At 36.1% G+C, this 25,063-nt stretch carries 16 protein-coding genes, 1 pseudogene and 3 other annotated features; of the genes and pseudogenes, 13 read left to right on the forward strand and 4 right to left on the reverse strand.

The genetic code is table 11. From position 1 onward, the window contains the following. Window positions 1–77 precede the first annotated feature (77 nt). From tdc to argS, 8 genes are all read left to right on the forward strand, one after another. The gene (gene tdc, locus NKR74_RS09580; RefSeq protein ID WP_253629368.1) at window positions 78–1,964 is read left to right on the forward strand and encodes a tyrosine decarboxylase; all 1,887 of its coding nucleotides are present in this window, start codon (window positions 78–80) and stop codon (window positions 1,962–1,964) included. Between the two features lie 190 nt (window positions 1,965–2,154). Further along, on the forward strand, window positions 2,155–3,417 hold the full coding sequence (tyrS, locus tag NKR74_RS09585; protein WP_253629369.1) for a tyrosine--tRNA ligase: 1,263 nt from the start codon (window positions 2,155–2,157) through the stop codon (window positions 3,415–3,417). Window positions 3,418–3,960: 543 nt separating this feature from the next. Beyond that, window positions 3,961–4,299: a single-stranded DNA-binding protein gene (locus tag NKR74_RS09590; RefSeq protein ID WP_098311095.1), complete on the forward strand. Its 339-nt coding sequence runs from the start codon at window positions 3,961–3,963 to the stop codon at window positions 4,297–4,299. A 63-nt stretch (window positions 4,300–4,362) separates the two neighbouring features. Further along, window positions 4,363–5,490: a conserved virulence factor C family protein gene (locus tag NKR74_RS09595; protein ID WP_253629370.1), complete on the forward strand. Its 1,128-nt coding sequence runs from the start codon at window positions 4,363–4,365 to the stop codon at window positions 5,488–5,490. A gap of 5 nt (window positions 5,491–5,495) precedes the next feature. Beyond that, on the forward strand, window positions 5,496–5,879 hold the full coding sequence (locus NKR74_RS09600) for a thiol-disulfide oxidoreductase DCC family protein (protein ID WP_253629371.1): 384 nt from the start codon (window positions 5,496–5,498) through the stop codon (window positions 5,877–5,879). 84 nt (window positions 5,880–5,963) lie between these two features. Continuing rightward, complete coding sequence (locus NKR74_RS09605; RefSeq protein WP_098311091.1) at window positions 5,964–6,398, forward strand: BrxA/BrxB family bacilliredoxin; 435 nt, start codon at window positions 5,964–5,966, stop codon at window positions 6,396–6,398. Window positions 6,399–6,443: 45 nt separating this feature from the next. Continuing rightward, window positions 6,444–7,220 (forward strand): class I SAM-dependent methyltransferase, encoded by a 777-nt coding sequence (locus NKR74_RS09610; protein WP_253629372.1) that lies wholly within the window; start codon window positions 6,444–6,446, stop codon window positions 7,218–7,220. Between the two features lie 40 nt (window positions 7,221–7,260). Continuing rightward, window positions 7,261–7,476, forward strand: a binding site (T-box leader). 49 nt (window positions 7,477–7,525) lie between these two features. Beyond that, window positions 7,526–9,214: an arginine--tRNA ligase gene (gene argS, locus NKR74_RS09615; RefSeq protein WP_253629373.1), complete on the forward strand. Its 1,689-nt coding sequence runs from the start codon at window positions 7,526–7,528 to the stop codon at window positions 9,212–9,214. Between the two features lie 54 nt (window positions 9,215–9,268). On the opposite strand, the gene NKR74_RS09620 is transcribed toward argS, so the two are convergent. After that, entirely contained in the window at window positions 9,269–9,958 is a 690-nt protein-coding gene (locus tag NKR74_RS09620; protein ID WP_253629374.1) for a YjjG family noncanonical pyrimidine nucleotidase, read from the reverse strand. 688 nt (window positions 9,959–10,646) lie between these two features. Here NKR74_RS09620 and NKR74_RS09625 point away from each other — a divergent pair. Further along, the gene (locus NKR74_RS09625) at window positions 10,647–11,504 is read left to right on the forward strand and encodes a nucleoside-diphosphate kinase (protein ID WP_253629375.1); all 858 of its coding nucleotides are present in this window, start codon (window positions 10,647–10,649) and stop codon (window positions 11,502–11,504) included. 42 nt (window positions 11,505–11,546) lie between these two features. On the opposite strand, the gene NKR74_RS09630 is transcribed toward NKR74_RS09625, so the two are convergent. Continuing rightward, entirely contained in the window at window positions 11,547–11,780 is a 234-nt protein-coding gene (locus NKR74_RS09630; RefSeq protein ID WP_098311086.1) for a hypothetical protein, read from the reverse strand. Window positions 11,781–12,044: 264 nt separating this feature from the next. Next, window positions 12,045–12,287: a binding site (T-box leader), on the forward strand. 54 nt (window positions 12,288–12,341) lie between these two features. On the opposite strand from NKR74_RS09630, the gene ileS reads away from it, so the two are divergent. The 4 genes from ileS to NKR74_RS09650 all read left to right on the forward strand — a co-directional run bounded on the left by ileS (window position 12,342) and on the right by NKR74_RS09650 (window position 22,792). Next, window positions 12,342–15,446: an isoleucine--tRNA ligase gene (gene ileS, locus NKR74_RS09635; RefSeq protein ID WP_253629376.1), complete on the forward strand. Its 3,105-nt coding sequence runs from the start codon at window positions 12,342–12,344 to the stop codon at window positions 15,444–15,446. A 213-nt stretch (window positions 15,447–15,659) separates the two neighbouring features. Then, window positions 15,660–19,868: a tetratricopeptide repeat protein gene (locus tag NKR74_RS09640; protein WP_253629377.1), complete on the forward strand. Its 4,209-nt coding sequence runs from the start codon at window positions 15,660–15,662 to the stop codon at window positions 19,866–19,868. A gap of 145 nt (window positions 19,869–20,013) precedes the next feature. Next, window positions 20,014–20,226: a binding site (T-box leader), on the forward strand. A gap of 110 nt (window positions 20,227–20,336) precedes the next feature. Beyond that, complete coding sequence (gene aspS, locus NKR74_RS09645; RefSeq protein WP_253629378.1) at window positions 20,337–21,629, forward strand: aspartate--tRNA(Asn) ligase; 1,293 nt, start codon at window positions 20,337–20,339, stop codon at window positions 21,627–21,629. Between the two features lie 599 nt (window positions 21,630–22,228). Next, a complete protein-coding gene (locus NKR74_RS09650) occupies window positions 22,229–22,792 on the forward strand; it encodes a hypothetical protein (RefSeq protein WP_253629379.1) in 564 nt (187 codons plus the stop codon). 623 nt (window positions 22,793–23,415) lie between these two features. Here NKR74_RS09650 and NKR74_RS09655 read toward each other — a convergent pair. Then, window positions 23,416–23,886: a lytic transglycosylase domain-containing protein gene (locus NKR74_RS09655; RefSeq protein ID WP_309247651.1), complete on the reverse strand. Its 471-nt coding sequence runs from the start codon at window positions 23,884–23,886 to the stop codon at window positions 23,416–23,418. Continuing rightward, window positions 23,869–25,053, reverse strand: a pseudogene (locus NKR74_RS09660) (DUF3880 domain-containing protein); the annotation flags it as partial. The pseudogene NKR74_RS09660 and the gene NKR74_RS09655, both read right to left, overlap by 18 nt. Window positions 25,054–25,063 lie beyond the last annotated feature (10 nt).

The raw sequence follows: 25,063 nt of genomic DNA on the forward strand, positions 1-25,063 counted from the left end.
AAAACCTAAAAATAATAACGTATTTTGTATCGAAGTTGCTTAGGAAAATATGTGAGATAATTTGGAGGAAATGAAAAATGAACTATAAAATTCCGGATATTAATTTAAAAGCACTATTCTTAGGTGATAAAGGTGAAAATGCCGACTTATTTAAAGAGCTGTTAATCAAAATGGTAGATGAACATGTAGGTTGGCGTCAAAATTACCAACCACAAGATTTACCAGTAATTACTCCGCAAGATAAAAGTTCACAAAGTTTTGAAGAAACTGCAGATCATATCCGTAGTGTAATGGATTTATTATCATCAAAACTTCGTACCAATTCATTACCATGGCATTCGGCGGGGCGGTTTTGGGGACATATGAATTCCGAAACATTAATGCCAGCTATTATTGGGTATACAGCTGCAATGTTATGGAATGGGAATAACGTGGCATATGAATCTTCCCCTGCCACTTCTCAAATGGAAGAAGAAGTAGGACATGAATTTGCTGCTCTTATGAGCTATAAAAAAGGTGAGAGTTGGGGGCATATTTGTGCGGATGGTTCGATTGCTAATCTAGAAGGCCTTTGGTATGCAAGAAACATGAAATCTCTTCCTTTAGCGGTTAAAGACGTAGCTCCTCAATTAGTGGAAAATAAATCAGATTGGGAATTATTAAACATGACTACAGAAGAGATATTAGATATTATAGAAAAAATTCCTGAAAAAATTGATGACATAAAAGCACATTCTGCGCGTAGTGGTCAACATCTACGAGAGCTAGGTAAATGGTTGATTCCACAAACCAAACACTATTCTTGGCTAAAATCAGCGGATATTATTGGTATTGGCCTAGATAATGTGGAAGCAATTGATGTTGATCATAACTATCGAATGGACATTGGCAAACTCGAAGAAAAAATCCGAGAATTGGCTGCAGAAAAAATACCTATTCTTGGTGTGGTAGGCGTTATTGGTACAACAGAGGAGGGACAAGTAGATCGTATTGATAAAATTGTTGAGCTACGTGAAAAATTAGCAAAAGAGGGTATTTATTTTTACATTCATATAGATGCTGCTTATGGTGGGTATGCTCGATCTATTTTCTTAGATGAAAACAATGAATTTATTGATTATAACAAAATTGATGAAGTGTATGAAAAATATGGTATTTTCAATGAGAAAAATAAATGGCTGACTGAAGATATTTACCATTCTTTCAAAGCAATGATGCACGCTGAAACGATTACGATTGATCCACATAAAATGGGATATATCCCTTACTCAGCTGGTGGGATTGTAGTAAAAGATATTAGAATGCGGGATGTCATTTCTTATTTTGCAACATATGTGTTTGAAAAAGGAGCCGATATTCCTGCATTACTTGGTGCATATATGCTTGAAGGTTCTAAAGCGGGGGCAACTGCAGCCTCAGTTTGGACAGCCCATAAAGTATTACCATTAAACGTGACTGGTTATGGAAAATTACTTGGTGCAAGTATTGAAGGAGCTTACCGTTTTTATCATTTTTTACAGGATAAACAATTTAAAGTTGGGGATAAAACGATTAAAGTTTATCCATTAACAAAACCTGACTTTAATATGGTTGACTATGTGTTTAATGAAGAAGGAAACACAGATTTAGCAAAAATGAACAAATTAAATCATGATTTCTTTGGTGAAGCTTCTTACGTTAAAGGGAATATATATCACAATGAATTTATCACTTCTCATACAGATTTTGCTATCCCTGACTATGGAAACAGCCCACTTCCATATGTGAAAAGTCTTGGATTTAGTGAAGGAGAATGGGATAAGGAAAGAAAAGTAACAATACTACGAGCTTGTGCATTATCTCCGTACGCTCATGATAAAGATGTATTCGATGAATACGCTAGTAAGATTGAAAGCGCAATTCAAGAAAAGCTTGAAATCATTTACAATGTGGAAAAGAAAAGTAATGATGAGACATCTGTTTAAGATGCAGTATACGATATACGTTGAGGAAGCACAGTAGCTATCGATACTATTGCTGAGAGCAATAGTAATGGTACAATCTGGGTGGTAATACGATTAAGAATGGTCCTTATGTATTTTTTAGACATAGGGACTTTTGTTTTTAGACAAACTAAAAGAGTAAATTCTTAAAAATTAAAGGAGCTAGAAAAGCATGAACATCATTGACGAATTGGAATGGCGTAATGCTATCAACCAACAAACAGATGCAGAAGGGTTACGTGAATTAGTAGAAGAGAAAAAAATTTCCCTGTACTGTGGGGTAGATCCAACGGGTGATAGTATGCATATTGGACACTTAATCCCATTTATGATGATGAAACGTTTCCAATTAGAAGGGCATCATCCAGTAATTCTAATTGGAGGAGCTACTGGAACAATCGGTGATCCAAGTGGACGTCAAACAGAAAGACAACTTCAAACATTAGAACAAGTACAGCATAATGTTGAAGCGTTAACAGCGCAAATGCAAAAGTTATTCGACTTTGGCGGAAATAGCGAAGTGAAAATGGTAAATAACTACGATTGGACACATGAAGTAAGTATCCTTGAGTTTTTACGTGATTACGGTAAAAACTTTAGTATAAATAATATGCTAGCAAAAGATATTGTAGCAAGTCGTTTAGATACAGGGATTTCATTTACAGAATTCACATACCAAATTCTACAAGCGATGGATTTCCATCACTTATACAAAGAAGAAGACGTACAACTGCAAATTGGCGGCAGTGACCAATGGGGAAATATTACAAGCGGTTTAGACTTAATTCGTAAAAAAGAAGGACCAGATGCAAAAGTCTTTGGATTAACAATTCCATTACTATTAAAATCAGACGGTACGAAATTTGGTAAAACAGCAGGAGGAGCGATTTGGTTAGACCCTGAAAAGACAACACCATTTGAATTCTACCAGTTCTGGGTGAACACAGATGATCGCGATGTGATTAAATACTTAAAATTCTTCACATTCTTAACAAAAGATAGAATTGATGAATTAGTGGTTAAAGTTCAAACAGAACCTCATAAACGTGAAGCGCAAAAAGTGTTAGCAGAAGAAATGACGAAATTTGTTCATGGTGAAAATGCATTTCTACAAGCAGTAAAAATTACAGAAGCATTATTTAGCGGGGATATTAAAGCGTTAACTGCGGATGAAATTGAACAAGGCTTTAAAGATATGCCAACTTTCCATGCTGCAAAGGAAACAAAAAATATTGTCGAGTGGTTAGTAGATTTAGGAATTGAACCTTCTAGACGCCAAGCAAGGGAAGATATTAATAATGGAGCTATTTTGATGAATGGAGACAAAGTAACAGATGTAAATACAGATGTTACGGTAGAAAATTCATTTGATGGAAGATTTATTATTATCCGTAAAGGTAAAAAGAATTACAGCTTAGTAAAACTGAGAGAATAGGGTAGTGTTATAGGTGACAGCGGGAATTCATTATGCTTACGTCGTGGAAACAATTGTTAGATTTAATCACCATGTGATAACAGAGGTTAACAAAAACAAGTTAATAGGTCACTTAACATTAGTATCAACAGAGAATAAATAATATTAAAGAGTTAGTAAATACATTACATTCATCTTTTACCATTTCATTTTTTTAAAACTCTTCATGAAACTTCTTGTTTGCCATCCGGACATTTCCTCTTTGAAATCTATTATAAGGACTTAGCTAAGTTGAGCCCATATGTCTATACTAACTCTATGTTAGTGTACAGACGTTTACATAATTATAATGTGTAGAAATGAGAAGAGAGCTTTTCTATCGATATTGATGAATTAAATGATTAAAGTAAAGAAATCCTGCATGATTGTATCATGCAGGATTTCTTTTTGGTGTTTTATAAAGACAAAAATGAGTTTTTTTATACAAAAATATCTTTTTACGTTTTTTACGGCACTCTTCGTTTTTTCTACAATAAAGAAAAAAGAAGAGGTGAAACAAATCGTATGATGAATCGAGTTGTATTAATCGGTAGATTAACAAAAGATCCAGAATTATATTATACAAAGCAAGGGATTGCTTATGCGCGTCTTTGTGTGGCAGTAAATAGAGGATTTCGTAACAGTTTAGGGGAGCAGCAAGCTGATTTCATTAACTGCATGATTTGGCGAAAATCAGCGGAAAATGTAACGATGTACTGCAAAAAAGGAGCACTTGTTGGTATAACCGGACATATTCATACGAGTCAATACAATAATGAGAGTGGAAAAAGAATATATAAGACAGAAGTTGTTATTGAAAGAATTACTTTTTTAGAGAAGAAAAAAGAGCAAGCACCTCAGTAGGAGTCTCATTTCAGAACATGTTACAATACAGCTAAGAACAGCAATAAAGGAGAGACACTATTCGTGAAAATTAAAGGGATTGAACCGACACCAAGTCCAAATACAATGAAGGTTATTTTAAATGAAGTGTTACCGTCAGGAGCACGTAATAACTATACACGTACTAATATGGGAGAAGCTCCAGAAAGAGTGCAGCAAATTTTACAAATTGATGGTATAAAAGGCGTGTATCATGTTGCGGATTTTTTAGCAGTAGAGCGTAATGCAAAATATGACTGGAAACATATTTTACAACAAGTACGTGCTGTATTTGGGGAAGAAGTAGCAACGGAGAGTGAACAAGAATCTAATGCGCATTTTGGGGAAGTAAAAGTATTTATTCAAATGTTCTTTACTATTCCTATGCAAGTGAAGTTAACAGATGGTACAACAGAGGAACGAGTTGGATTACCAGATCGTTTTAAAGAAGCAATTATGAAAGTGCAGATGTCTGCGCCAAATGTTGTAAAAGAACGTAAGTGGGTTGAGCAAAGTACACGCTACGGTGACTTTGAAGATATCGGGAAAGAAGTTGTGGAAGAGATTGTTGCGGCATATCCAGCTGAGCGCGTAGAAACAATTGTACAAGAATTATTACAGCAAGCAGGAGCAAAAGAAGTAACGATTACAAAACGTCAGCCATATAAAGTAACAGAGGAAATGATGAATGATTCTGATTGGACAAAACGTTATGCGGCACTTGAACAAATGGATCCAACAGAAGAAGATATTCCTGTACTGAAGAAAGCGTTAGAAGATGAAAAAGTATCAATTCGCCGCTTAGCAACAGCTTATTTAGGAATGGTAAAAGGTGATGCCGTATTACCTTTACTATATAAAGCATTACTTGATAAATCAGTCAGCGTACGCCGTACAGCAGGTGACTGCCTATCAGATATCGGTGACCCAGCAGCAATGTTTGTGATGATTAAAGCGTTAAAAGATCCAAGTAAACTTGTGCGCTGGCGTGCGGCAATGTTCTTATTTGAAATTGGTGATGAAAGTGCAGTTCCGGCACTTCGCGTAGCACAGGAAGATCCAGAATTTGAGGTAGCGATGCAAGCTCGCTTAGCACTTGAACGTATTGAAGGCGGAGAAGAAGCGAAAGGTTCTGTTTGGAAGCAAATGACGGAGTATCGAAAAGGAGAATAATAGCCATGTTTGTTTTTTATGATAGCTGGTGCCCGATGTGTACAAAGGTTGCAAATCGAACGAAAGAACTAGATAAAAAGGGGGAAATCAAATTTGTCTCTTTTCGCGAAGAAGAAATTGTTCAGCGATATTGCTTATCAGAAGAGATACAGCAAAATATGGAGAAACAGCTGTATATTTATAAAGATAGTCGTTGGTATAAAGGCATTAAAAGTGTAGATGTTTTAGCGAAAACAATTCCTGCATACTGGGCAATCGTACCTTTTATTAAATTATCGATTCTTTTCGGTTTTGGTCATTTTTTATATGATTATATTGCGACAAAAAGGGAAATTGTCCCCGTTGGACATTGTAAAAATGGGGTTTGCGAACTTCCGAGGAAAAAATAAGAAAGTCATTATGTTTCTTTTGCGTCTATTATGAGAGCGTGATATGATAAATCTGGAATGAAAGTTGAAGGAGAGATTAGTAACATGACAAATGCATACGAAGAATACATGCGTCAAATGGTAATTCCAATGCGCCAAGAATTAGTACGCTCGGGATTTAAAGAATTAACAACAGCAGAAAATGTGCAAGAATATATGGAAAATGCAGAGGGGACAACATTAGTTGTTGTGAACTCTGTTTGTGGTTGTGCGGCAGGCTTAGCGCGTCCATCAGCTGGTCAAGCGGTTGTACGTTCTGAGAAGCAACCTGACAATCTTGTAACTGTATTTGCAGGTCAAGATAAAGAAGCGACAGCGATGATGCGTTCTTACTTTGATGATATCCCGCCATCTTCACCATCTATGGCACTATTAAAAGGTAAAGAAGTAGTTCACTTTATTCACCGTCATGAAATTGAAGGTGCAACAATGGATGAAATTATTAATAACTTAGAACAAGCTTTTGAAAAGCATTGCTAAAAAGGGAGAGATTTTCTCCCTTTTTCTTTGTAATGAGGTGGCAGAATGATTGTAACGACAGCAGGGCGAACAAATAAAGAAATGACCGCATATGCTGAAAAAATAGCAGCAGATTTACAATGTTCTTTTTTTGCGAGAAATGACCGTCCTATTTATGAATTACATGATCAATATAAACAAGATGCACTTGTTACTGGGAAAAATCGTTTAGCGATTTTTCCGCAAGGAACGGAAGAATCGTTCTTTTTTCATCCAAATTCAGCGATGTTTCGCGTGAAGCGATTAATGCGCGGTGAACATGATCCATTTCTGCAAGCTGCGCAGCTAGAAGAAGGGATGGAAGTATTGGATTGCACACTAGGTATGGCATCTGATAGCATCGTTGCAAGTTATGCCGTAGGAGAAGCAGGACAAGTCACTGGGTTAGAAGGCAACCGCTATATGGCATATTTGATTGAGAAAGGTCTTAAGCAATGGAATGCCGGTGTGACAGAAATAAATGAAGCAATGCAACGAATTACAGTGAATCATACGGAGCATTTAGCTTTTTTACAACAATGTGCAGAGAATTGTTATGATGTTGTGTATTTAGACCCAATGTTTGAAGAAACAGTATTAGAATCAGACGGTATACGCGGTTTAAAACATTTTGCGCTGTACAATGATATTACGGATGAAACAATTGAAGAGGCTAAGCGTGTAGCAAGAAAACGTGTTGTTTTAAAAGACCATTTTCGTAGTACGCGTTTTAAAAAACATAACTTTTTTGTATATAAACGAAAAAGCTCTAAATTTCATTTTGGTGTAATTGAAACTTGCTAATTGTCAGATAATATGTATAATGGACTATAATAAATTGTATAGAAAATCTTGGATGAAGAGAGTAATTATTTTCAGAAGCGATAGCGAGCTAGGGATGGTGAAAGCCTAGCGCAGAGAAAATAATGAAGCGCACTTCGGAGATGCTGCTTGAACGGTATAGTAGAGTAAGCCGGGGATCCCCAACCTCGTTATAAACGGGAAAGTGGTTCAGTATGAACAACAAGGGTGGTACCACGGGTGTAAACTCGTCTCTTTTTTCGAAAAGAGGCGAGTTTTTTTATGAGCAAAAAAGGAGGAAGAAACTGATGGAATATAAAATGAAGCTTGCAAATCATGTATTCGAAGTATTAGAACCAGGTTTATCATTAAAACAAATTGCCGCTTTAATTGAAACGCCAAAGCAAGATGAGTTTGGAGATGCTGCTTTTCCTTGTTTTACATTAGCAAAACAATACAAAAAAGCACCAGCGGCGATCGCAATGGAGTTAGCAGACAAATTATCTGATTCCTTCTTTGCAAAAGTAGAAGCGGTTGGGCCGTATATAAATGTATTTTTTAATCGTCAAACTGTAAGTAATGAAGTACTGAATACGATACTAGATGAAAAGGAAGGATACGGAAATCTGCACTTTGGACAAGAGAAAACAGTTGTGATTGATTATTCTTCTCCCAATATCGCTAAGCCGTTTTCGATGGGACATTTACGTTCCACAATGATCGGAAATGCATTAAAGCATATATGTGAAAAATGTGGTTACGAAGTTGTCGGTATTAACTACGTTGGTGACTGGGGAACCCAGTTTGGAAAACTCATTACTGCTTATAAAAAATGGGGCGATGAAGAGCTTGTAAGAGAAGATCCAATTCGTGAGCTATTTAAGTTATATGTACGTTTTCATGAAGAAGTAAAAGAATACCCCGAGTTAGAAGAGGAAGGGCGTGCTTGGTTTAAAAAATTAGAAGATGGTGATGAAGAAGCCGTATATTTATGGAACTGGTTCCGTCACGAATCTTTAAAAGAGTTCTCTCGTATTTACGAACTGCTTGGCGTAGAATTTTCAAATTTCCAAGGCGAGGCATTCTATAATGATAAAATGGATGATCTTGTTTCGCTTCTAGAAGAACATCACTTACTAGAAGAATCTGACGGGGCACAAGTTGTAAATTTAGAGGCAGAAGGAATGCCGCCATGTTTAATTAAAAAGTCAGATGGTGCCACTCTTTATGCAACGCGTGATTTAACAGCTGCATTATATCGCCAAAATACGTATGAATTTAATAAAGCATTATATGTCGTTGGGGAAGAACAAAGCTTACATTTTTCACAATTCTTCACTGTATTAAAGAAATTAGGATTTGAGTGGGTAGAAGGTATGTCTCACGTTCCGTTCGGACTTATTTTAAAAGATGGTAAGAAAATGTCTACCCGTAAAGGGAAAGTTGTTTTACTAGAAGAGGTGTTAGAAGAAGCAATCACGCTAGCGAAGCAAAATATTGAAGAAAAAAATCCCAACTTAAAGAAGAAAGATGAAGTTGCGAGACAGGTCGGCGTTGGTGCGATTATTTTCCATGATTTGAAAAATGAACGCATGCATAACATCGAATTTTCGCTTGGAAATATGCTGAAATTTGAAGGAGAAACAGGACCATACGTACAATACACACATGCACGTACTTGTTCATTATTGAAAAAAAGCGATATCGATATTGAGAAACAAGAATTACAGTTAACTGATGATATAAGCTGGACAGTGATAAAACTGTTAAATCGCTTTCCGCAAGTAATTGAAACAGCTTTTATCAGATACGAGCCATCGCATATTGCAAAGTATTTATTAGACGTGGCGCAGGCGTTTAACAAATATTATGGTAACGTTCGTATTTTAGAAGAAAATGCAGAGAAGGAAAGTAGATTTGCGCTCGTATATGCGGTGGAAATTGTATTAAAAGAAGGTTTACGTTTGCTTGGGATGGAAGCGCCTGAGGAGATGTAGAAGATGTAAAAGAGAAAGGACTTGAGTGTTCATCAATTGCTTTCTCTTTTTTATTTATTTTTTAAGTATACTTTTAAGCTCCATCAAATTTGAAATCTCATAAGTAGGTTTTAATCCTGATGCATTTACAATTTTTTTAGGATTAAACCAGCACGTATCTATACCAAAATTGATCCCGCCTTGTATATCAGAAGTTAAGCTATCTCCTACCATCAATACTTTACTCTTGTCAGTATGCTTTATATTGTTTAAAGCGTGTTCAAATATTTTAGAATCTGGCTTCGATACCTTAACATCCTCAGAGACTACTATATTTTCAAAGTATTTTGCGATAATAGATTTTCTAATTCTATTATCCTGAACATCCTTAAGACCGTTAGTAATTATAGTAAGTATATAATCTTTATGCAGGCTTTTTACAAGGTCCATACTCTCGTTATATAAAAAAGATGCATTAGATAAATGTTTTATATATAATTGTGCAAATTCAACTTCATCAAATTCAGCATTTAATTTATTTGATAACCGTTTAAATCTTTCAACATTTAATTTTTTCTGAGTAATAAGTCCATCCTCAAGCTCTTTCCATATAGCTGTATTTATATCCTTGTATACTTTCAAATGATGATTTTCATCATATTCTATATTAAATGCAAGCATAGTATTTTTAAGAGCATCTTTTTCAGATTTTTTAAAATCAAATAAAGTCTCATCTGCATCAAATATTATAATCTCGTACTTCATAATAATCCTCCAAATATAGTTCGTTTTTCTAGTTATCACATATAAACTTTTTTATAAAAAAAGCTTTATTAACGTACATATATGATGTCCTATAGCATTTTGTTACAAAATGTCATAACAAGTACAATACCAATCTAGTTTTATATAAAATACTTATTATGCTATACAACACTTTTATAAATTACAGTATTTACAAAGTGTTGTATATGACATATGTCATATAAAGCGAGTGTTATTGGAAAAATTGAGAATAAATTTGTAGACTATCATATTGTTCAACAAAAATATAGAAAATAAATGCGGTAAGGATATATTAAAATATATAAAACTTTATTTTTATCCCGCATTAACGGGCAGTAAGACCCCCACATCAAGATGCAGAGAGAACTAAGAAGATAGGTGGGGGATAACTGCTGGCATGTGCCTGACTGGGCGGGCTTTCCATCAATGGAGGATGAAGAAACTCCCTACTGATGGAAGTTTTACTTTATCATGAAAAAATGAGTATCACCTTTAACAGGTAGTACTTTTTTCATTTAAGTAATTGAGAGAAGATTAGCTAAATAGAAATTAAAAGCATCATACTAATATTCGTTTCCATTATGAACATAATCATTATTATGTTCGCATAAGCAACTTTCCTTTTCTGCCATATAGTATTACATATGTTAGAAGGGGGATATAGATATTGAATTGGGACAACTTAGGGTTCATAATATGCAAACCAGATGCGGTATACTTACATTTAGAACGAGAAATCCTGTCATTTTTAGAGAGAAAAGGGTTTCAAATTCTTGCCTGCAAATATGTGACGATTACACCACATTTATGCCGGCGTTTATATTGGGATGAAAATAAGGATTATGCTGAGTGGTGGTGGGAATTAGAATCCGAATTCTTGAACTTAGGAGAAAGTTTATGTGTGTTGGTTCAAGGGACACCACAATCGCCGTATAAATCAGTTTCCGAGCTGATTGAAAAAACGTGGAAGGGAAACTTCAAGCCCGAAAAAGCAAAGAAAGGAACCATACGATGCACGTTTGGGGCATTGAATGGGATATTTAATTTATTTCACTCTGCAGATTGTACAAACGCAGTGAAAAGGGAAGCGTCATTGTTTTTTACAGCGGAAGAGATAAAACAATTAGCAAATCAAGATGCTTTAAGTGTACTTAAGCAAAAAGAAGCAGGCAATCTTGATGTTATAGATATATATTTTCGTATCAAACGGCAATGTATACGAGTTTCATCCATGCATACGAAAGTAAAGAAAAGATATATAAGTTATCTTGATAAGAAACAACGTCAGGCTATGAGGGTAAAAAGGTCAATGAAGCAGCTTTGGTTGTATAAAACTTTGCAGGAGGAATATCGGATGTTTTACATGTACATTGGTAAAGACAAATTACTAGAGTGTATAACTAACAACAAAAATTTTAAAAGAATAAACTACAATATACTGTTTCAAGCGTTCGATAAAGCCGGTTTAAAACTTACAAAATGGGAAACCTGTTTGTTTAAAACGACAATGTTAAGTTTTACATAAAAACCTTCAGTACACTGAAGGTTTTTATGTCGGTGCGATCATTCATGAAAAAAATCCTAAAGCGTATTTTACTCCTTCATGAATATCAGTTGTTTCGTATCCTGCTAATTCTTCAAAGGTAATTTTCATTTTTACTTTTTCTAATTCGTAACCACTGTCTAAATCAATATCCAATAGAACTTCATATCCATCAGCAGTAGCATTCGTTTCAATAATGTTGAAAGTTTGAATCGACGTACCTGTTTCATACTCGATTGATTCTGAAAAATCTGACATAAAAAACACCACCTCTTCTTTTTCAATCCTAATATTTTAGATATAATTGACTTAATAGCTTCCCATACGATAAAACATCTGTGGGTCTTTCAATAGCTTAACCATGCCAGCTTCTGATATTCATTAAGCATTCTGATATATGTTTAGAATAAAAAAGTGTAGTAAAGGTAAACATTAAAGGCATAAATAGAATTCAGATAGTTTTTTCTAAATTAATTGACAATTAGCGTTGCGTTGGAATAAAATAACTGTTAATAAAAGTATACAAATCTGATGACGAGAAAGGGTAAAATATATCGCTGTTCCCCAGAGAGCCGGTGCTTTGCTGAAAGCCGGTGTTCGGTTTATATTTGAAAATCATCTCCGAGGAGTCGAACTGAACATAGTAAGTTCGAACGGTTGTCTACCGTTACAAGGAACGCGTATGATTGTACGTTGCTGAGTGCTATTGATTGAACGGTTAATCAATAGAAGTAGGGTGGTAGCGCGGGTAAACCCGTCCCTAATGATAGGGACGGGTTTTTTGTGTACTTTTAATTATTTCATAAGGAGTGATTGTAGATGAAGAAGGTAGATGTGAAAGAATTAGCTGTAAGGAGAGAAGCGCGAATTCGTAAGCAATGGAATGAACAGGATACCTTTATGCAATCGATTCGAAATCGTGAAGGTGCACAATCTTTCGTTTTTTATGAAGGACCGCCAACTGCGAATGGTCTTCCGCATGTCGGTCATGCGCTAGGACGGACAATTAAGGACTTGGTCGCAAGGTATAAAACGATGACAGGATATAAAGTGCTGCGCAAAGCCGGATGGGATACACATGGATTACCGGTGGAATTAGGAGTTGAAAAACAGCTTGGTATTTCTGGTAAACATGATATTGAAAAGTACGGTGTCGAAGCATTTCTTGCAAAGTGTAAAGAGAGTGTATTTACGTATGAAAAGCAGTGGCGTGAGTTTACAGAGAGTATTGGCTATTGGGTTGACATGGATGCGCCGTATATCACGCTAGGTAATTCTTATATCGAAAGCGTTTGGCATATTCTTGGAACAATTCATGAAAAAGGGTTGCTATATAAAGGGCACCGCGTTTCTCCTTATTGCCCAAGCTGCCAAACATCATTAAGCTCGCATGAAGTCGCGCAAGGATATAAAACAGTGAAGGATTTAAGTGCAACAGTTAAATTCCAGATTGCAGGTCGAGAAAACGAGTATGTTCTCGGATGGACAACAACTCCGTGGACGCTTCCGGCTAATGTAGCATTAGCGGTTCATCCAGAGATGGAATATGTCCGAGCGCAGCAGGGAGAAAATGTTTATATTGTTGCGAAAGAGTTAGCGAAAGATGTACTGCAGCAAGAGTATAAAATGTTATCTGTTCACAAGGGAAGTGAATTAATAGGGCTTTCTTATGTGCCGCCATTTCAGTTTGCGGAAGTTGCAAATGGTCATTGTATTGTGAGTGCTGATTTTGTCACTGCACATAGCGGTACAGGGATTGTGCATATCGCGCCTGCTTACGGGGAAGATGATTATAAAGTTGTCCAAGAACATGGTTTATCATTTGTGAATGTTGTAAACGAGAAAGGAGAATACACATCTGACGTTCCTTTTTTACAAGGGAAATTTGTAAAAGAGTGTGATGTTGATATTGTTCGCTATTTAGCTGAGCATGGTCTTCTTTATCATAAAGAGAAATATGAGCATAGTTATCCGCATTGTTGGCGCTGTGATTCACCGCTACTTTATTATGCAAATGAAAGTTGGTTCATTCGAACGACTACTTTAAAAGAGAACTTTTTACAAAATAATAATGAAGTAACATGGCACCCAGAGCATATTCAACATGGACGGTTCGGTAATTTTTTAGAAAATATGGTTGATTGGAATATTAGCCGAAACAGGTATTGGGGAACGCCGCTTAATGTGTGGGAATGCGAAGCTTGTCATCATCAATTTGCACCGAAAAGCATTGAAGGGCTAAGACGTTATGCAACTGACGCTGTAGATGAAAAAATTGAACTGCATAAGCCATATGTGGATGAAGTAAAAGTAAAATGTTCTAAATGCGGCGAAACGATGAAGCGGACGCCGGAAGTTATTGATGTTTGGTTTGATAGCGGTTCGATGCCATTTGCACAGTATCATTATCCATTTGAAAATAAGGAGTTATTTGAAGAACAATTTCCAGCGGATGTTATTGCTGAAGGAATTGATCAGACGCGCGGATGGTTTTATAGCTTACTTGCGGTGTCTACACTGTACACTGGCAGAGCACCATATAAGCGTGTGTTATCACTTGGACATGTGTTAGATGAAAATGGACAAAAGATGTCAAAAAGTAAAGGGAATGCGTTAGACCCAGTAGATTTAGTAGAGAAATTTGGAGCGGATGCGTTGCGGTGGGCCCTTCTTGTAGATAGTGCTCCGTGGAATCCGAAGCGATTTTCAGAACGAACTGTACAAGAAGCAAAGTCGAAGCTAGTAGATACGTTGTTAAATGTATATAGTTTTTATGTATTGTACGCGGATTTAGATGGATACAATCCAAAACAGGAATATAGTACAAAGAAAACAAAATTGGATGAATGGGTATTATCAAGATTGCATAGTACGATTCAAAAAGTGAGCGTGGCTTTAGAAGATTATCAATTTACAACAGCAGCTCGTGAAATAGCATTATTAGTTGAAGAAGTAAGCAATTGGTATGTAAGACGTTCCCGCAGTCGTTTTTGGGCATCAGGTATGAGTGCTGAAAAAGCAGCGGCATATGATACGCTACATGAAGTACTTGTGACAATTAGTAAGCTGCTTGCACCGTTTACACCATTTTTAGCAGAGGATATTCATTTAAATTTAGAAGGGAGCAGCGTTCATTTAACAGATTATCCAGTATTTGATGAAACGTTAATTCATGCACAGCTTGAAAAAGAGATGGCAGCTGTTTTACAAGTAGTGGAGCTCGGACGTAGCATTCGCAATCAACATACATTAAAAGTAAAACAGCCATTAGCAAAACTCGTTGTATTTGAGTATACGAAGCAAGAAATGGATTGGGATTCCTATAAAGAGATTGTAATGGATGAACTTAATGTGAAAGAAGTTACAGTTGAACATAGCGAAGCGGGTTATATGTCATATCGGTTAAAACTAAACTTTAAACAAGCAGGACCTAAATTCGGAAAGCAAATCAATACGGTAAGTAAGTGGCTGCAAAATTTATCTAGTGAAGAAGTAAAAGTGTTTATAAAGGATGAAAAGGGAGCATGTCAATTGTTGTCTGGAGAAGTTGTCACAGTAACATTAGACGATGTGTTTGTTGAAAAAGTGCCGAAAGCAGGATTTGCTGATGCTACGAACGGATTATATACTGTCATGATGGATACGAATGTAACGGATGAATTGCTGCAGGAGGGAATGGCACGAGAATTTATTCGTGCTGTGCAGGAATATCGAAAACAATTGAATTTACCAGTGAATTTGCGGGTAGACATTGAAGTTAATGGTGACGAAGAATTACAGTATGTAATAACGAAGTATAAGGCATTACTACAAGAAAATTTACTCATGAAACAATTACTATTTAATGAATCATTACAAAATGCAGAACAAGTTCAAGTAGGAAATAAGAAGGTATTGATTAATCTGAGAGCGAACGAAATATAAAGTGATAACCATCAGTAGGGGGCTTCATCCCCCGCCTATCTTCTTCGCCTTTCTCTGAATCTTGAGGTGGGGGTCTTACTGTCCGTTAATGCGGGATAAAATAAGAAAAAACAGAGTGTATGCTCTGTTTTTTCTTTTAAAACAATCATGAGAAAAAGATTGTACTTTATATAGGTTGTATGTAAAATCGTGAAGAGAGAATGGAGTGAAAAAATGCGAGATTTTGAGAAATTACGGGTATATGTAAAAAAGAAGGAATTTTTAAATGGTATATCAGAAATTCAAAAAGAAATTGAGGAAATAAGATCGAAAAAATCCCTTTCATACTTGAAAGAGTGGTTAGGCACAATTTCTTCAGAAGAAGATTTTTATACACTTATTCAATTGTTTGATGAAGGCTTGATGCCGTCTTATAGTAGATTTGTTGTGAGATATGCACATCGTCATTTTAATAGCTTTCGTACGCTTACTTGGTTTTGTGATGATTTAATTGATGAACGAAAATCATTAGATGCAGAGGATTTATTAAAAGAGGCATTACAAAAAGAAGGTACAACTGTTGAAAAAGAGCATCTTGCCAAAGCATATTTTGTATTGGCACGCTGCATACTTGAAATGCGCCGTTATGAAGAAGCATATACATATATGAAGAAAGCAGAAGAGTTAAGTGAGATTCCTATTTTTGATAAGTGGGGCTACTTTTATTTATTTAAAGGCGATTGGCTGAAAGCAGAAGAAGTGTTTCGAAAAGGAATGAATTGTGAGGAATGTGCAGATACATCAACATATTTATTTGCCGAGTTGCATTCCATGAAAGGAGAACATGAAAAATCCTTACAAATCATTACGGAAGCGATGAGGAAATTTCCACAAGTTCCGTTCTTTTATTTAGAAAAGGTGAAAAGATTATATGATAAAAAATCATATGATGAGTTGAGTCGAGTTTTACATGAAGTTCAACAGTTGTTGCCATTTCATAGTTATCAATTGTATTTCTCACAAATATGGGCAGAAATCTATTATACGAAAGGTGATTGGACTGCTCTGCAAACATTGTTAGAAAGTGAGAATAGTTTAAAAGATTCACCTTATCATAACACACTACGATTTGATGAGAAAAAAGAAGTGATGCTACCGATTACACCTGTCGTGCAGAAAGATAATTATTGTGTGCCTGCAAGCATAGAAATGATATTGAAGCTTTTTGGAAAGCACGAAACGCAAGATGAAATTGCTAAGCATACTTTTGATGGAATAGGGTCGAAGTTGTCAAAAACAGTTGAATATGTAGAATCGATTGGTTATAAAAGTCGTTTCTTTGTAGGTACAGTGGACATGTATAAAAAATTTATCGATGCTAATGTTCCGATTTTGCTTAGTGTCGATATAGATCATGTTTCACATGTACAATTGTTAGTCGGTTATAACGATCAGTTGCAAGTTTTGTATATTCAAGATCCAAATTTTGCAGAGCGCATTCTTGTCACATATGAAGAATTTGCGAAGCAGTATTTAAATACAAATTATTTATCCATCGCGATTGTTCCAAAAGAGAAAAATGATCTCCTTTCTTCTTTATGTGAAGATGATGATTTGTATTTTCGTCGTATTTTTTCGTTAACAGATCAAATGGAATTTGCCGAACATGACGATGTGGAAGCTTTGTTAAAATTTTTACATGAGCATAAAGAAAATCCGTACACATGGCTATATACGATTAAGCATTTAGATTTACAGGATGGAAAGGAGTTTGTATATAGCTGTATCGAACGTGCTTTACATGCTTATCCGGAATCGGATTATGTGAAACTTCATGCCGCGCAATGCTTTGTGCGTATTGAAGAATTGGAACAAGCATATACAGTATTAGAACAGGTAAAGCATAAAATCGATAATCCATTCTATCACTTCATTCAAGGGCGCATTGCGATGGATGAATCTCGTTCTCACGATATGATTGCAAGTTTTCGTGCGTCGCTCCAACTAGATCCTGACCAGCCGGTAGCTTGGAGTTATATGGGAATTGGCTATATGTATTTAGATGATGTAGAAAAGGCTTTAAAGTACTCGTTCATTGCAGTGAGTCGCCACGAAGATCGTTTTGTTTTCATTAATCATGCCCTTATTTTAATGGATGCAGACCGGGACGAAGAAGCATATGATGTGTTTAATACGCTGCTAAAACAATATAAACGCGACGGATATGTATGGTGCGAACGTGCTAGGTGTGCTTATAAATTAGGAAAGTTAAGATCAGCAATCCGTGGACTTCGTATCGGTAAAGAATTAGATCAGCAGCTCCCGTTGCCATATATCATGTTAGCTGATATTTATGAAGCAGAACTAGACGATGAAAGAAAAGCAGAAGAGGTTTTACTTGAAGGAATGCAAAATGATGTTCAGTCAGCTGTATTATATGCGAAATTAGGAGATTTGTATTTAGAACGAGAGCAATATGAAAAAGCACAGAAAATGTATGAAACAGGGCTTCAATATGACAAGCAAGATGTGCCTTGTCATCTGGGGATAAGTGAAGTCTACATGAAACAAGGGAGCTATGAAGCTGGAAAACAATATATTTTTAGCTTGAAAGAACAGTTTGCTGAAGATAGTGACTTCCTTATTAATGCCGGGAAAATATTATGGAATGCGGCTATGGATCAAAATATAGAGCAAAGGGAAATAGAATCAGCTTTAACGATAACGGAAGAAGGAATTGTTTGTATACAAAATAATTTCCGAGATGCACTAGAAATATATGTAACGCAGCTGGAGGATACACCATTTTTACAAAGAGGGATTTCGTTTTTAAATACTTTAGTTGAAAAAGATAGTAGTAATATAGATTATATATGCTATTTAGGCATATTACAGGAGTCAGCTGGAAGTTATATAAAAGCCATTCAGCTGTATGAGCGAGCGGCGCAGATGACTGAAGATACATTCCCTCATTTTAGGCTGGGAGAAGCATATAAAGCATTGGAGGAATGGGAAGAAGCAAAGAAGACTTATTTGAAATGTGTACAACGAGATTCTACGTTCGCTATTGCTCATTTGAAATTAGCTGAAATTTACTTTGTTGAGGAAGATATAGTAAAAGAGCAGCATCATATGTTTGAAGGCTGTAAATATGCACCTCTATTAGTAAATATGGAACATTTAGCAAATATATCAGTAAAAGTTGAGCGTCATGAGGAGCTGATTGCGGCTTTAAACAAAAAGAAAGGTATTGTTTCTGAATCATGGCGTTTGAATAGTCTTGCATATGTGTACGGTGCATCTGGTGATGGGCAGAAAGAACGTGTTTATGTAGAACAGGCGCTTGCACAGGAAAATGACCATGAAGAGATATTACATCATTATGCGAAAATATTACTTGCCGCACACGAAAAAGAAGGCTTACATGTTATTGAAAATCTTATTATGCAAAATGTTCACAATGAAGAAGTGTATGCAACGTATGTAGATGGGTTGCGAACGCAAAGAAAAAGTATAAGTGATAGTTTAGCTGATTTGAAAATATCAAATGAAGAAAAAAGCTCTGCGTTTATGTATGCAGCTTCTGCACTTGAACAAAAATTTATTAAACAGATGGAGCAGGAGGAACAAACAGGAGCATTTTTTACAAAAATGTATCGTCGTATTCGAAAGCGTGCACAAGATGTTCTTTCTATCACTTCTATTATTGATCTTTATGAAACTGCAATCCGCCTAGATCAGACAAACGACGCAGCAGTGCAGCGGTTTTCCCACTTTTATGTAAATGCTAATCTCATTGATGATGCACTAGAAGTATTGCGTAAGTCGCTCAAAAATCATTGGAATTATGAAGTTGCACATCAACTTGTTATGCTACTTTTAGAATATGCAAATGAAAATAAGACATGGCTGCAAGAAGCATTGTGTGAAACGGAACGCATTTTGCAAGAACGGCCGATGGACGCACCGATTCGAATGCTGCAGGGCACGATATTACTTGATTTACACAAGGAAGAAGAAGGGGAGCAAATTCTCCGCGCTTTAGCAGAGGATGTTCCGATGATCAGTGGTAGTTTTATGTATTTAGGTGCTCTTTATAATAAGCAAGAGCGTTACCGGGAAGCGATTGCTGTATTGGAGAAAGGATTAGAGCATCACCCAGAAGAGGATGAACTATATATTGGGCTCGGTGTTTCTCATCATTTAAACGGTGATACGGAAAAAGCGTTACGGCTCATGAATGATGTATTATCGATTGACGAGTCCCATTTGAATGCAAGATATAATAAAGCATGCTATTTAGTTGTATTAAATCGAAATGAAGAAGCAATTGCTGAATTAGAGCGTGTACTGCAAGAAGATGAAAGCGGCTATTTTGCAGAAGTAATGGAGGACGATCCAGAGTTAAAAAGTATTAAAAAGTATGTGAAGCAGTATATTTGATATATGTGGGGAAAGTTTATAAATTAAAAGATGATATCGGATGAGTAGAAGGAGTAAGAGAGATAGTTCTTCTAATTACTTTTAAAAAAATAAAGAAAAACAACTTGCAATTCGTCATTCGAAAGGATAGAATATTCCGTAAATATAAAAAGCGATGAGCAGGAAAAGTACATCGTGACCTGATCTACAGAGAGCAATCGGTAGCTGAGAAGATTGCGATGCAGCGTGATGGAAAGACACCTGTGAGCGTTATTTTGAACGTGAACAACTAGTAAAAGTAAACGGCACCTACCGTTATCAGGCGAAAAGTGGTCAATGTGACAATTTGGGTGGTACCGCGGTTAAATCCGTCCCTTATATAGGGGCGGATTTTTGTATTCTTTGAAAGGAGGTGAGCGGCCGTGGATGATGATGATAACGATAATAATAAACATACAATCATACAATTAATAGTAGGAGGCGGAATGTATGAGTCAACAAACGAAGCGGTCGCTTATTAGCGAATGTACATCGCATGAAACAGTTGTGTTAAAAGGATGGGTGAAGAAAATTCGCCATCTCGGAAATATAAGCTTTTTATTACTCCGTGACCGAACAGGCGTCATGCAATGTGTACTTGAAAAAGAATGGGCTGGATATAAGGTAGAAGTAGAAAGTGTTGTGCAAGTTACAGGAAAAGTAATTGAGACAGATAAAACGGAACTTGGAGTAGAATTATTAGTTGAGGATGTACAGCTTCTAAACAGTACAGAGCCAATTCCATTTGAAGTGAATAAAAAGAAACTGCAAGTTGGTTTAGACCAAATGTTAAACTCTCGAACGTTGTCACTTCGACATGAACGAGTGCAAGCGATTTTTACAATTCAATCAATGCTTGCCCATGCTTTTAGCGAATATTTACTTCAAAATGATTTTACGAGAATTTTCACACCGAAAATTGTCTCACAAGGGGCGGAAGGCGGAGCAAACGTATTTCAGTTTCAATATTTTGAAAAAGATGCATACTTAGCACAATCACCGCAGTTTTATAAGCAGATGATGGTGGCGGGTGGATTAGAACGTGTTTTTGAAGTGGCACCTGTGTACCGTGCTGAACATCATAATTCATCTCGTCATTTAAACGAATACATTTCCTTAGACGTCGAACTTGCGTTTATTGAAGACTTTTATGAAGTAATGAAGCTTGAAACAGATGTACTTCGGTATATGTTTGAAAAAGTGCAGCAATGTTGTGCTAAGGAGTTGCAGTTGCTTCAAATTGACATACCAGTTATTACAGAAATTCCGAAATTAACGATTACGGAAGCACGAGGCATTTTACAAAGAGAGTATCGAAAAGAATCACCAATAGGCGATTTAGACTCAGAAGGAGAAAAACTGCTTGGAAAGTATGTAAAAGAAGTATATAATAGCGATTTCGTCTTTATCACCCATTACCCGAAAGAGACGCGCCCGATGTATACAATGCCAAATCAAGAGAATCCTTCTGTCACAGACTCATTTGATTTATTGTATAAAGGATTAGAAATTACATCAGGTGCGCAGCGCATTCATAATTATGATATGTTAGTTCGTTCTTTTGGAGAAAAGGGATTAAACGTAGAAAACTTCCAATCCTATATCGATGCATTCCGCTATGGATGTCCGCCGCATGGTGGATTTGCGATTGGATTAGAACGACTTGTATATAAATTTTTAAATTTATCGAATGTTCGTGAAGCAAGCGCATTTCCAAGAGACTGTACGCGGTTAGTACCGTAATATATGAAATAATCCCCGGTTAATATGTAATACTGAATTTACAGTTATTGAAGTTTAGGTAGTGTTATTACACGACGACCTATGTTGTTTAACAATGCAATTTACTGGTGTATCAACGATTCGGTTGACGCACCTTTTTTTGTGGTTTTATTACTATTTTTATTACTACTTTTAAACCTACATTATTTATGTTTATCACTACTTTATTACTACATTTGTTGAAGTCCTCATAAAAAAACATGTATACGTATGGAAAGGAAAAAAACAGCCCCGACTGGGGCTGTTAACATAAGGTTCGAAGGCGGAAGTCAATGTATCTTGTTTATTTAGGGGGTTCCGCCAACATTTAGCCGATTTATAAATTTAGGTAAATTCTATCGCCTAAAGCAATAAGCTTACTTCATATTTAGTTACGTTACGTTCGTGGGGTTTAGCCCCCACACGATTAGCCCCCACCTCACACCCAAAAACAAGGAAAATAACGGAACCTGGTAATACACCCTTTATTGTGGGCAGGGTTGCACATATTTATAAAAAAAATACGCTTGTCCAATCCATTATCATTCTCTAGCATTTAATATTACAAAGGGGGTGAGAACATGGGAAACAATGAAAAAATCACGTTTCGATTTGTAAAAGATGGAGAAGAAATTAATTTGGGAAATCTTGCTGATAAACAAAAAATTGTCATTGTCATTAATAATCAGATTACATTTGCACCGAATACAACACAAATTGCCAGTGGAGCCGGACAAAACAGTGCAGCAGGAAGTAATGCAGCAATCGATTCATCGAATACCAGACAGCAACAATCGGTGGGCGCTGGAGGCGAAGCGATAAATAAAGGAATTAGTGAGGATCAGATTGAGCCGCATAAAATGAAAAAAGAAAATTCGGATGAAAAAGTAGAATTTGTACTTATCATCAATAATCAAATTAATGAAACCAGTGAGGAACAGGCTAGTGCTACTCAAGTGGCCAGTGGTGGTGGAGATGACAGTGCAGCGGGAACCAACGCTGCCATCGAAAGTTCTAATACCAAACAGCAACATGCAGTGGGAGGCGGAACGGATAGTTTGGCAAAAAACGCAGGTGAAGAAGGCGACCAAATAGAAGAAGGCGACCAAATAGAAAAAAACAAAAAATGCAAAAAACGCGATTAAAGAAAGAAAAAATCTGGATCTTTGGATCCAGATTTTTTTTGACACGGAAGTTTTTTTGAACGTTTAAGTGAAGATAATCCAGATTCTCAAAAAGAATTCTTTGAGGAAGCATATCTTCATTTAGGGAGTTTGAACTTTTAAAAACAGATAGAAATCTAAAACATGTTTATCGTCAATACATGCGTCTAACGAAAGCTGAGCTGGTAGTCCGTTTGATAGAAGCTGAGCAATACATCGCGGAAGAAAATAATAAATATTTATCAGATTTATTTAAGAACTACGAAGGATAAAAGTCGTGATAAAACCATAGGTTGTCGTAATAAAAAAGTAGCAGTGTGTCGTAATAAAAGGAGTGGATTCCCCACTCCTTTCCTTTTTTTCTATAATTGTTAAACAGCATAGGTCGTCGTAAAAGAATACTACCTAAACTTCACTTTTTATATTTTTCAGTAAAATAATGTACCGGGGATTTGTTATGGAGAAACTGCTGTGAATTTGTAATGACAGTGTGTAAAATTTCAATTGATTGTATAAATCTTTTTAGGAAATGAAATTGTGTGTAAAGTGAGGTTTCTTAATCAACCTTATTTGTATAAATACATATTTAGGATAATGTTACTATATTACAGATTGTCGAAGTTGACAGCTTTAGAATATGAAAGGACCTTTTTAACATAATTTTGAGGTTCTTCAAATGGCGGAATCCCCCCGTATTTTTTTACCATATTTGGTCCAGCGTTATAGGCGGCAATAGCTAGTTTCCAATCTTTAAATTCAGTATATAATTCTTGTAGATAGCGGGCTGCTCCGTAGATTGCTTCGAATGCATTGCAAGGGTTAATTCCTAATAAATTGGCTGTTTCAATCTGAAACTGCATTAATCCTATTCCTCCGGTTTTGGAAACTAGATTTGGATTACCGTTACTCTCGGCTATCATAATGCTATAGAGGATATTGCTGGGAATGTTATGTTCTTTAGCAGCCTGAAAAATAGGTTTAATCCACTGTGTTGCTTGAGGATTTCCAAGAGTGCTTTTATTCTCTGACTGAACCAAAAATTGTGTTGTATCTATAATCTCTCTGACTTTTAACACTTGATCAACAAAGATCTCATCATTTGCTAAGCTGTTTAAATTTTTTAAGTCACTAATTGTGACCCCGAATTTTTGTGAAATGCTCCATAGAGAGTCAGAGGGACTAACGATATACAATTGGTATTTTTCTTCAGTAAAGTTTTCATAATAATAGATTTCACCTTGTTCCTTCGAATCAATAATCTCCGGTTTTATTATTCCTTCTTTGGTCAATACGTTAACCATGAATTCAGCTCGGTTTTGATAGCTATGAATTTTGACAGTCAGCTTACCTTGCTCCCTAATTTTCTCACAACTTGCGGGATGCTCTAAAAAATATTTTACTAACTTGACGGTTTCCTCTGGTGATGAAGAAACAACAAGATCATGTCCCGGCTGAAATAGATGTCTTACTCCTGGTGTATCCATCGTTAACAGAAAACCTCCAGATGCAAGTATTTCATAAGTTCTTTGGGTCACTTGTGAGGGGTAATTTTGTAAACCTAGAATGATATTGGCTGAACTATATACATAATTCGCTTCATTGTATGGTACATATCCATGAATCCAATCTTTAGGTATGTCCATACCAAGGAATGGATTCATTTTATCCCAATGTCTGCCCCAAAAGTCAATACGTATATTTTCAGCAAGGAGGGGACGTATTAAAGTGTTTATTACATGATGGCGGAAATGCTGAGGATATTTTTCTAATACATCAGGATAAGCATTAGCTACGACTGCAATTGAAGCTTGATATTGAGGAATGGCACCTACCGGGAAGTGAACGCTGGAGTGGTGGCCAAAATCCATATATGCTGCTTTAATCCCTTGTTGTTTGTAATAGTCGACTGTTGCAGGAGATATGGTAAATACAAAGCTAGGTTGTATTTTATTAATAAGAGGGAGGGACCAGGTAGTAGTAAATTGAGGATCTTCTACGGCCCAATAAACAAGAGGAGTTCTAGCTTCATGCAAATATTTTTTTATCCATTTCAGCTTTTCATCTGTATGCTCAACGCCCCAGCCTATTGTAATGACAAGATCAGGTTGAAAGCTTTCTATCATATGAGGAATATTTTTCTGCGTTAATGGGCCTGATATCATGACTTTGTGCCCTGCATCAACAAAGCCTTTTGGAAGGCCGGCTGTCCAAATTTGACTGCTTTCTAAGAATAAAATGCGCATTCTTATTCTC

It is taken from the genome of Bacillus sp. 3103sda1, assembly GCF_024159135.1.
GTDB classification, from domain to species: Bacteria; Bacillota; Bacilli; order Bacillales; family Bacillaceae_G; genus Bacillus_A; species Bacillus_A rhizoplanae.

Bases quoted from the DNA above. Each gene is read 5' to 3' on its own strand.
- NKR74_RS09605 (WP_098311091.1), top strand. From the start codon at position 5,964: ATGACAAATGCATACGAAGAATACATGCGTCAAATGGTAATTCCAATG.
- argS (WP_253629373.1), top strand. From the start codon at position 7,526: ATGGAATATAAAATGAAGCTTGCAAATCATGTATTCGAAGTATTAGAA.
- NKR74_RS09640 (WP_253629377.1), top strand. From the start codon at position 15,660: ATGCGAGATTTTGAGAAATTACGGGTATATGTAAAAAAGAAGGAATTT.
- NKR74_RS09600 (WP_253629371.1), top strand. From the start codon at position 5,496: ATGTTTGTTTTTTATGATAGCTGGTGCCCGATGTGTACAAAGGTTGCA.
- NKR74_RS09630 (WP_098311086.1), bottom strand. From the start codon at position 11,780: ATGTCAGATTTTTCAGAATCAATCGAGTATGAAACAGGTACGTCGATT.
- aspS (WP_253629378.1), top strand. From the start codon at position 20,337: ATGAGTCAACAAACGAAGCGGTCGCTTATTAGCGAATGTACATCGCAT.
- tyrS (WP_253629369.1), top strand. From the start codon at position 2,155: ATGAACATCATTGACGAATTGGAATGGCGTAATGCTATCAACCAACAA.
- ileS (WP_253629376.1), top strand. From the start codon at position 12,342: ATGAAGAAGGTAGATGTGAAAGAATTAGCTGTAAGGAGAGAAGCGCGA.
- NKR74_RS09650 (WP_253629379.1), top strand. From the start codon at position 22,229: ATGGGAAACAATGAAAAAATCACGTTTCGATTTGTAAAAGATGGAGAA.
- tdc (WP_253629368.1), top strand. From the start codon at position 78: ATGAACTATAAAATTCCGGATATTAATTTAAAAGCACTATTCTTAGGT.
- NKR74_RS09620 (WP_253629374.1), bottom strand. From the start codon at position 9,958: ATGAAGTACGAGATTATAATATTTGATGCAGATGAGACTTTATTTGAT.
- NKR74_RS09590 (WP_098311095.1), top strand. From the start codon at position 3,961: ATGATGAATCGAGTTGTATTAATCGGTAGATTAACAAAAGATCCAGAA.
- NKR74_RS09610 (WP_253629372.1), top strand. From the start codon at position 6,444: ATGATTGTAACGACAGCAGGGCGAACAAATAAAGAAATGACCGCATAT.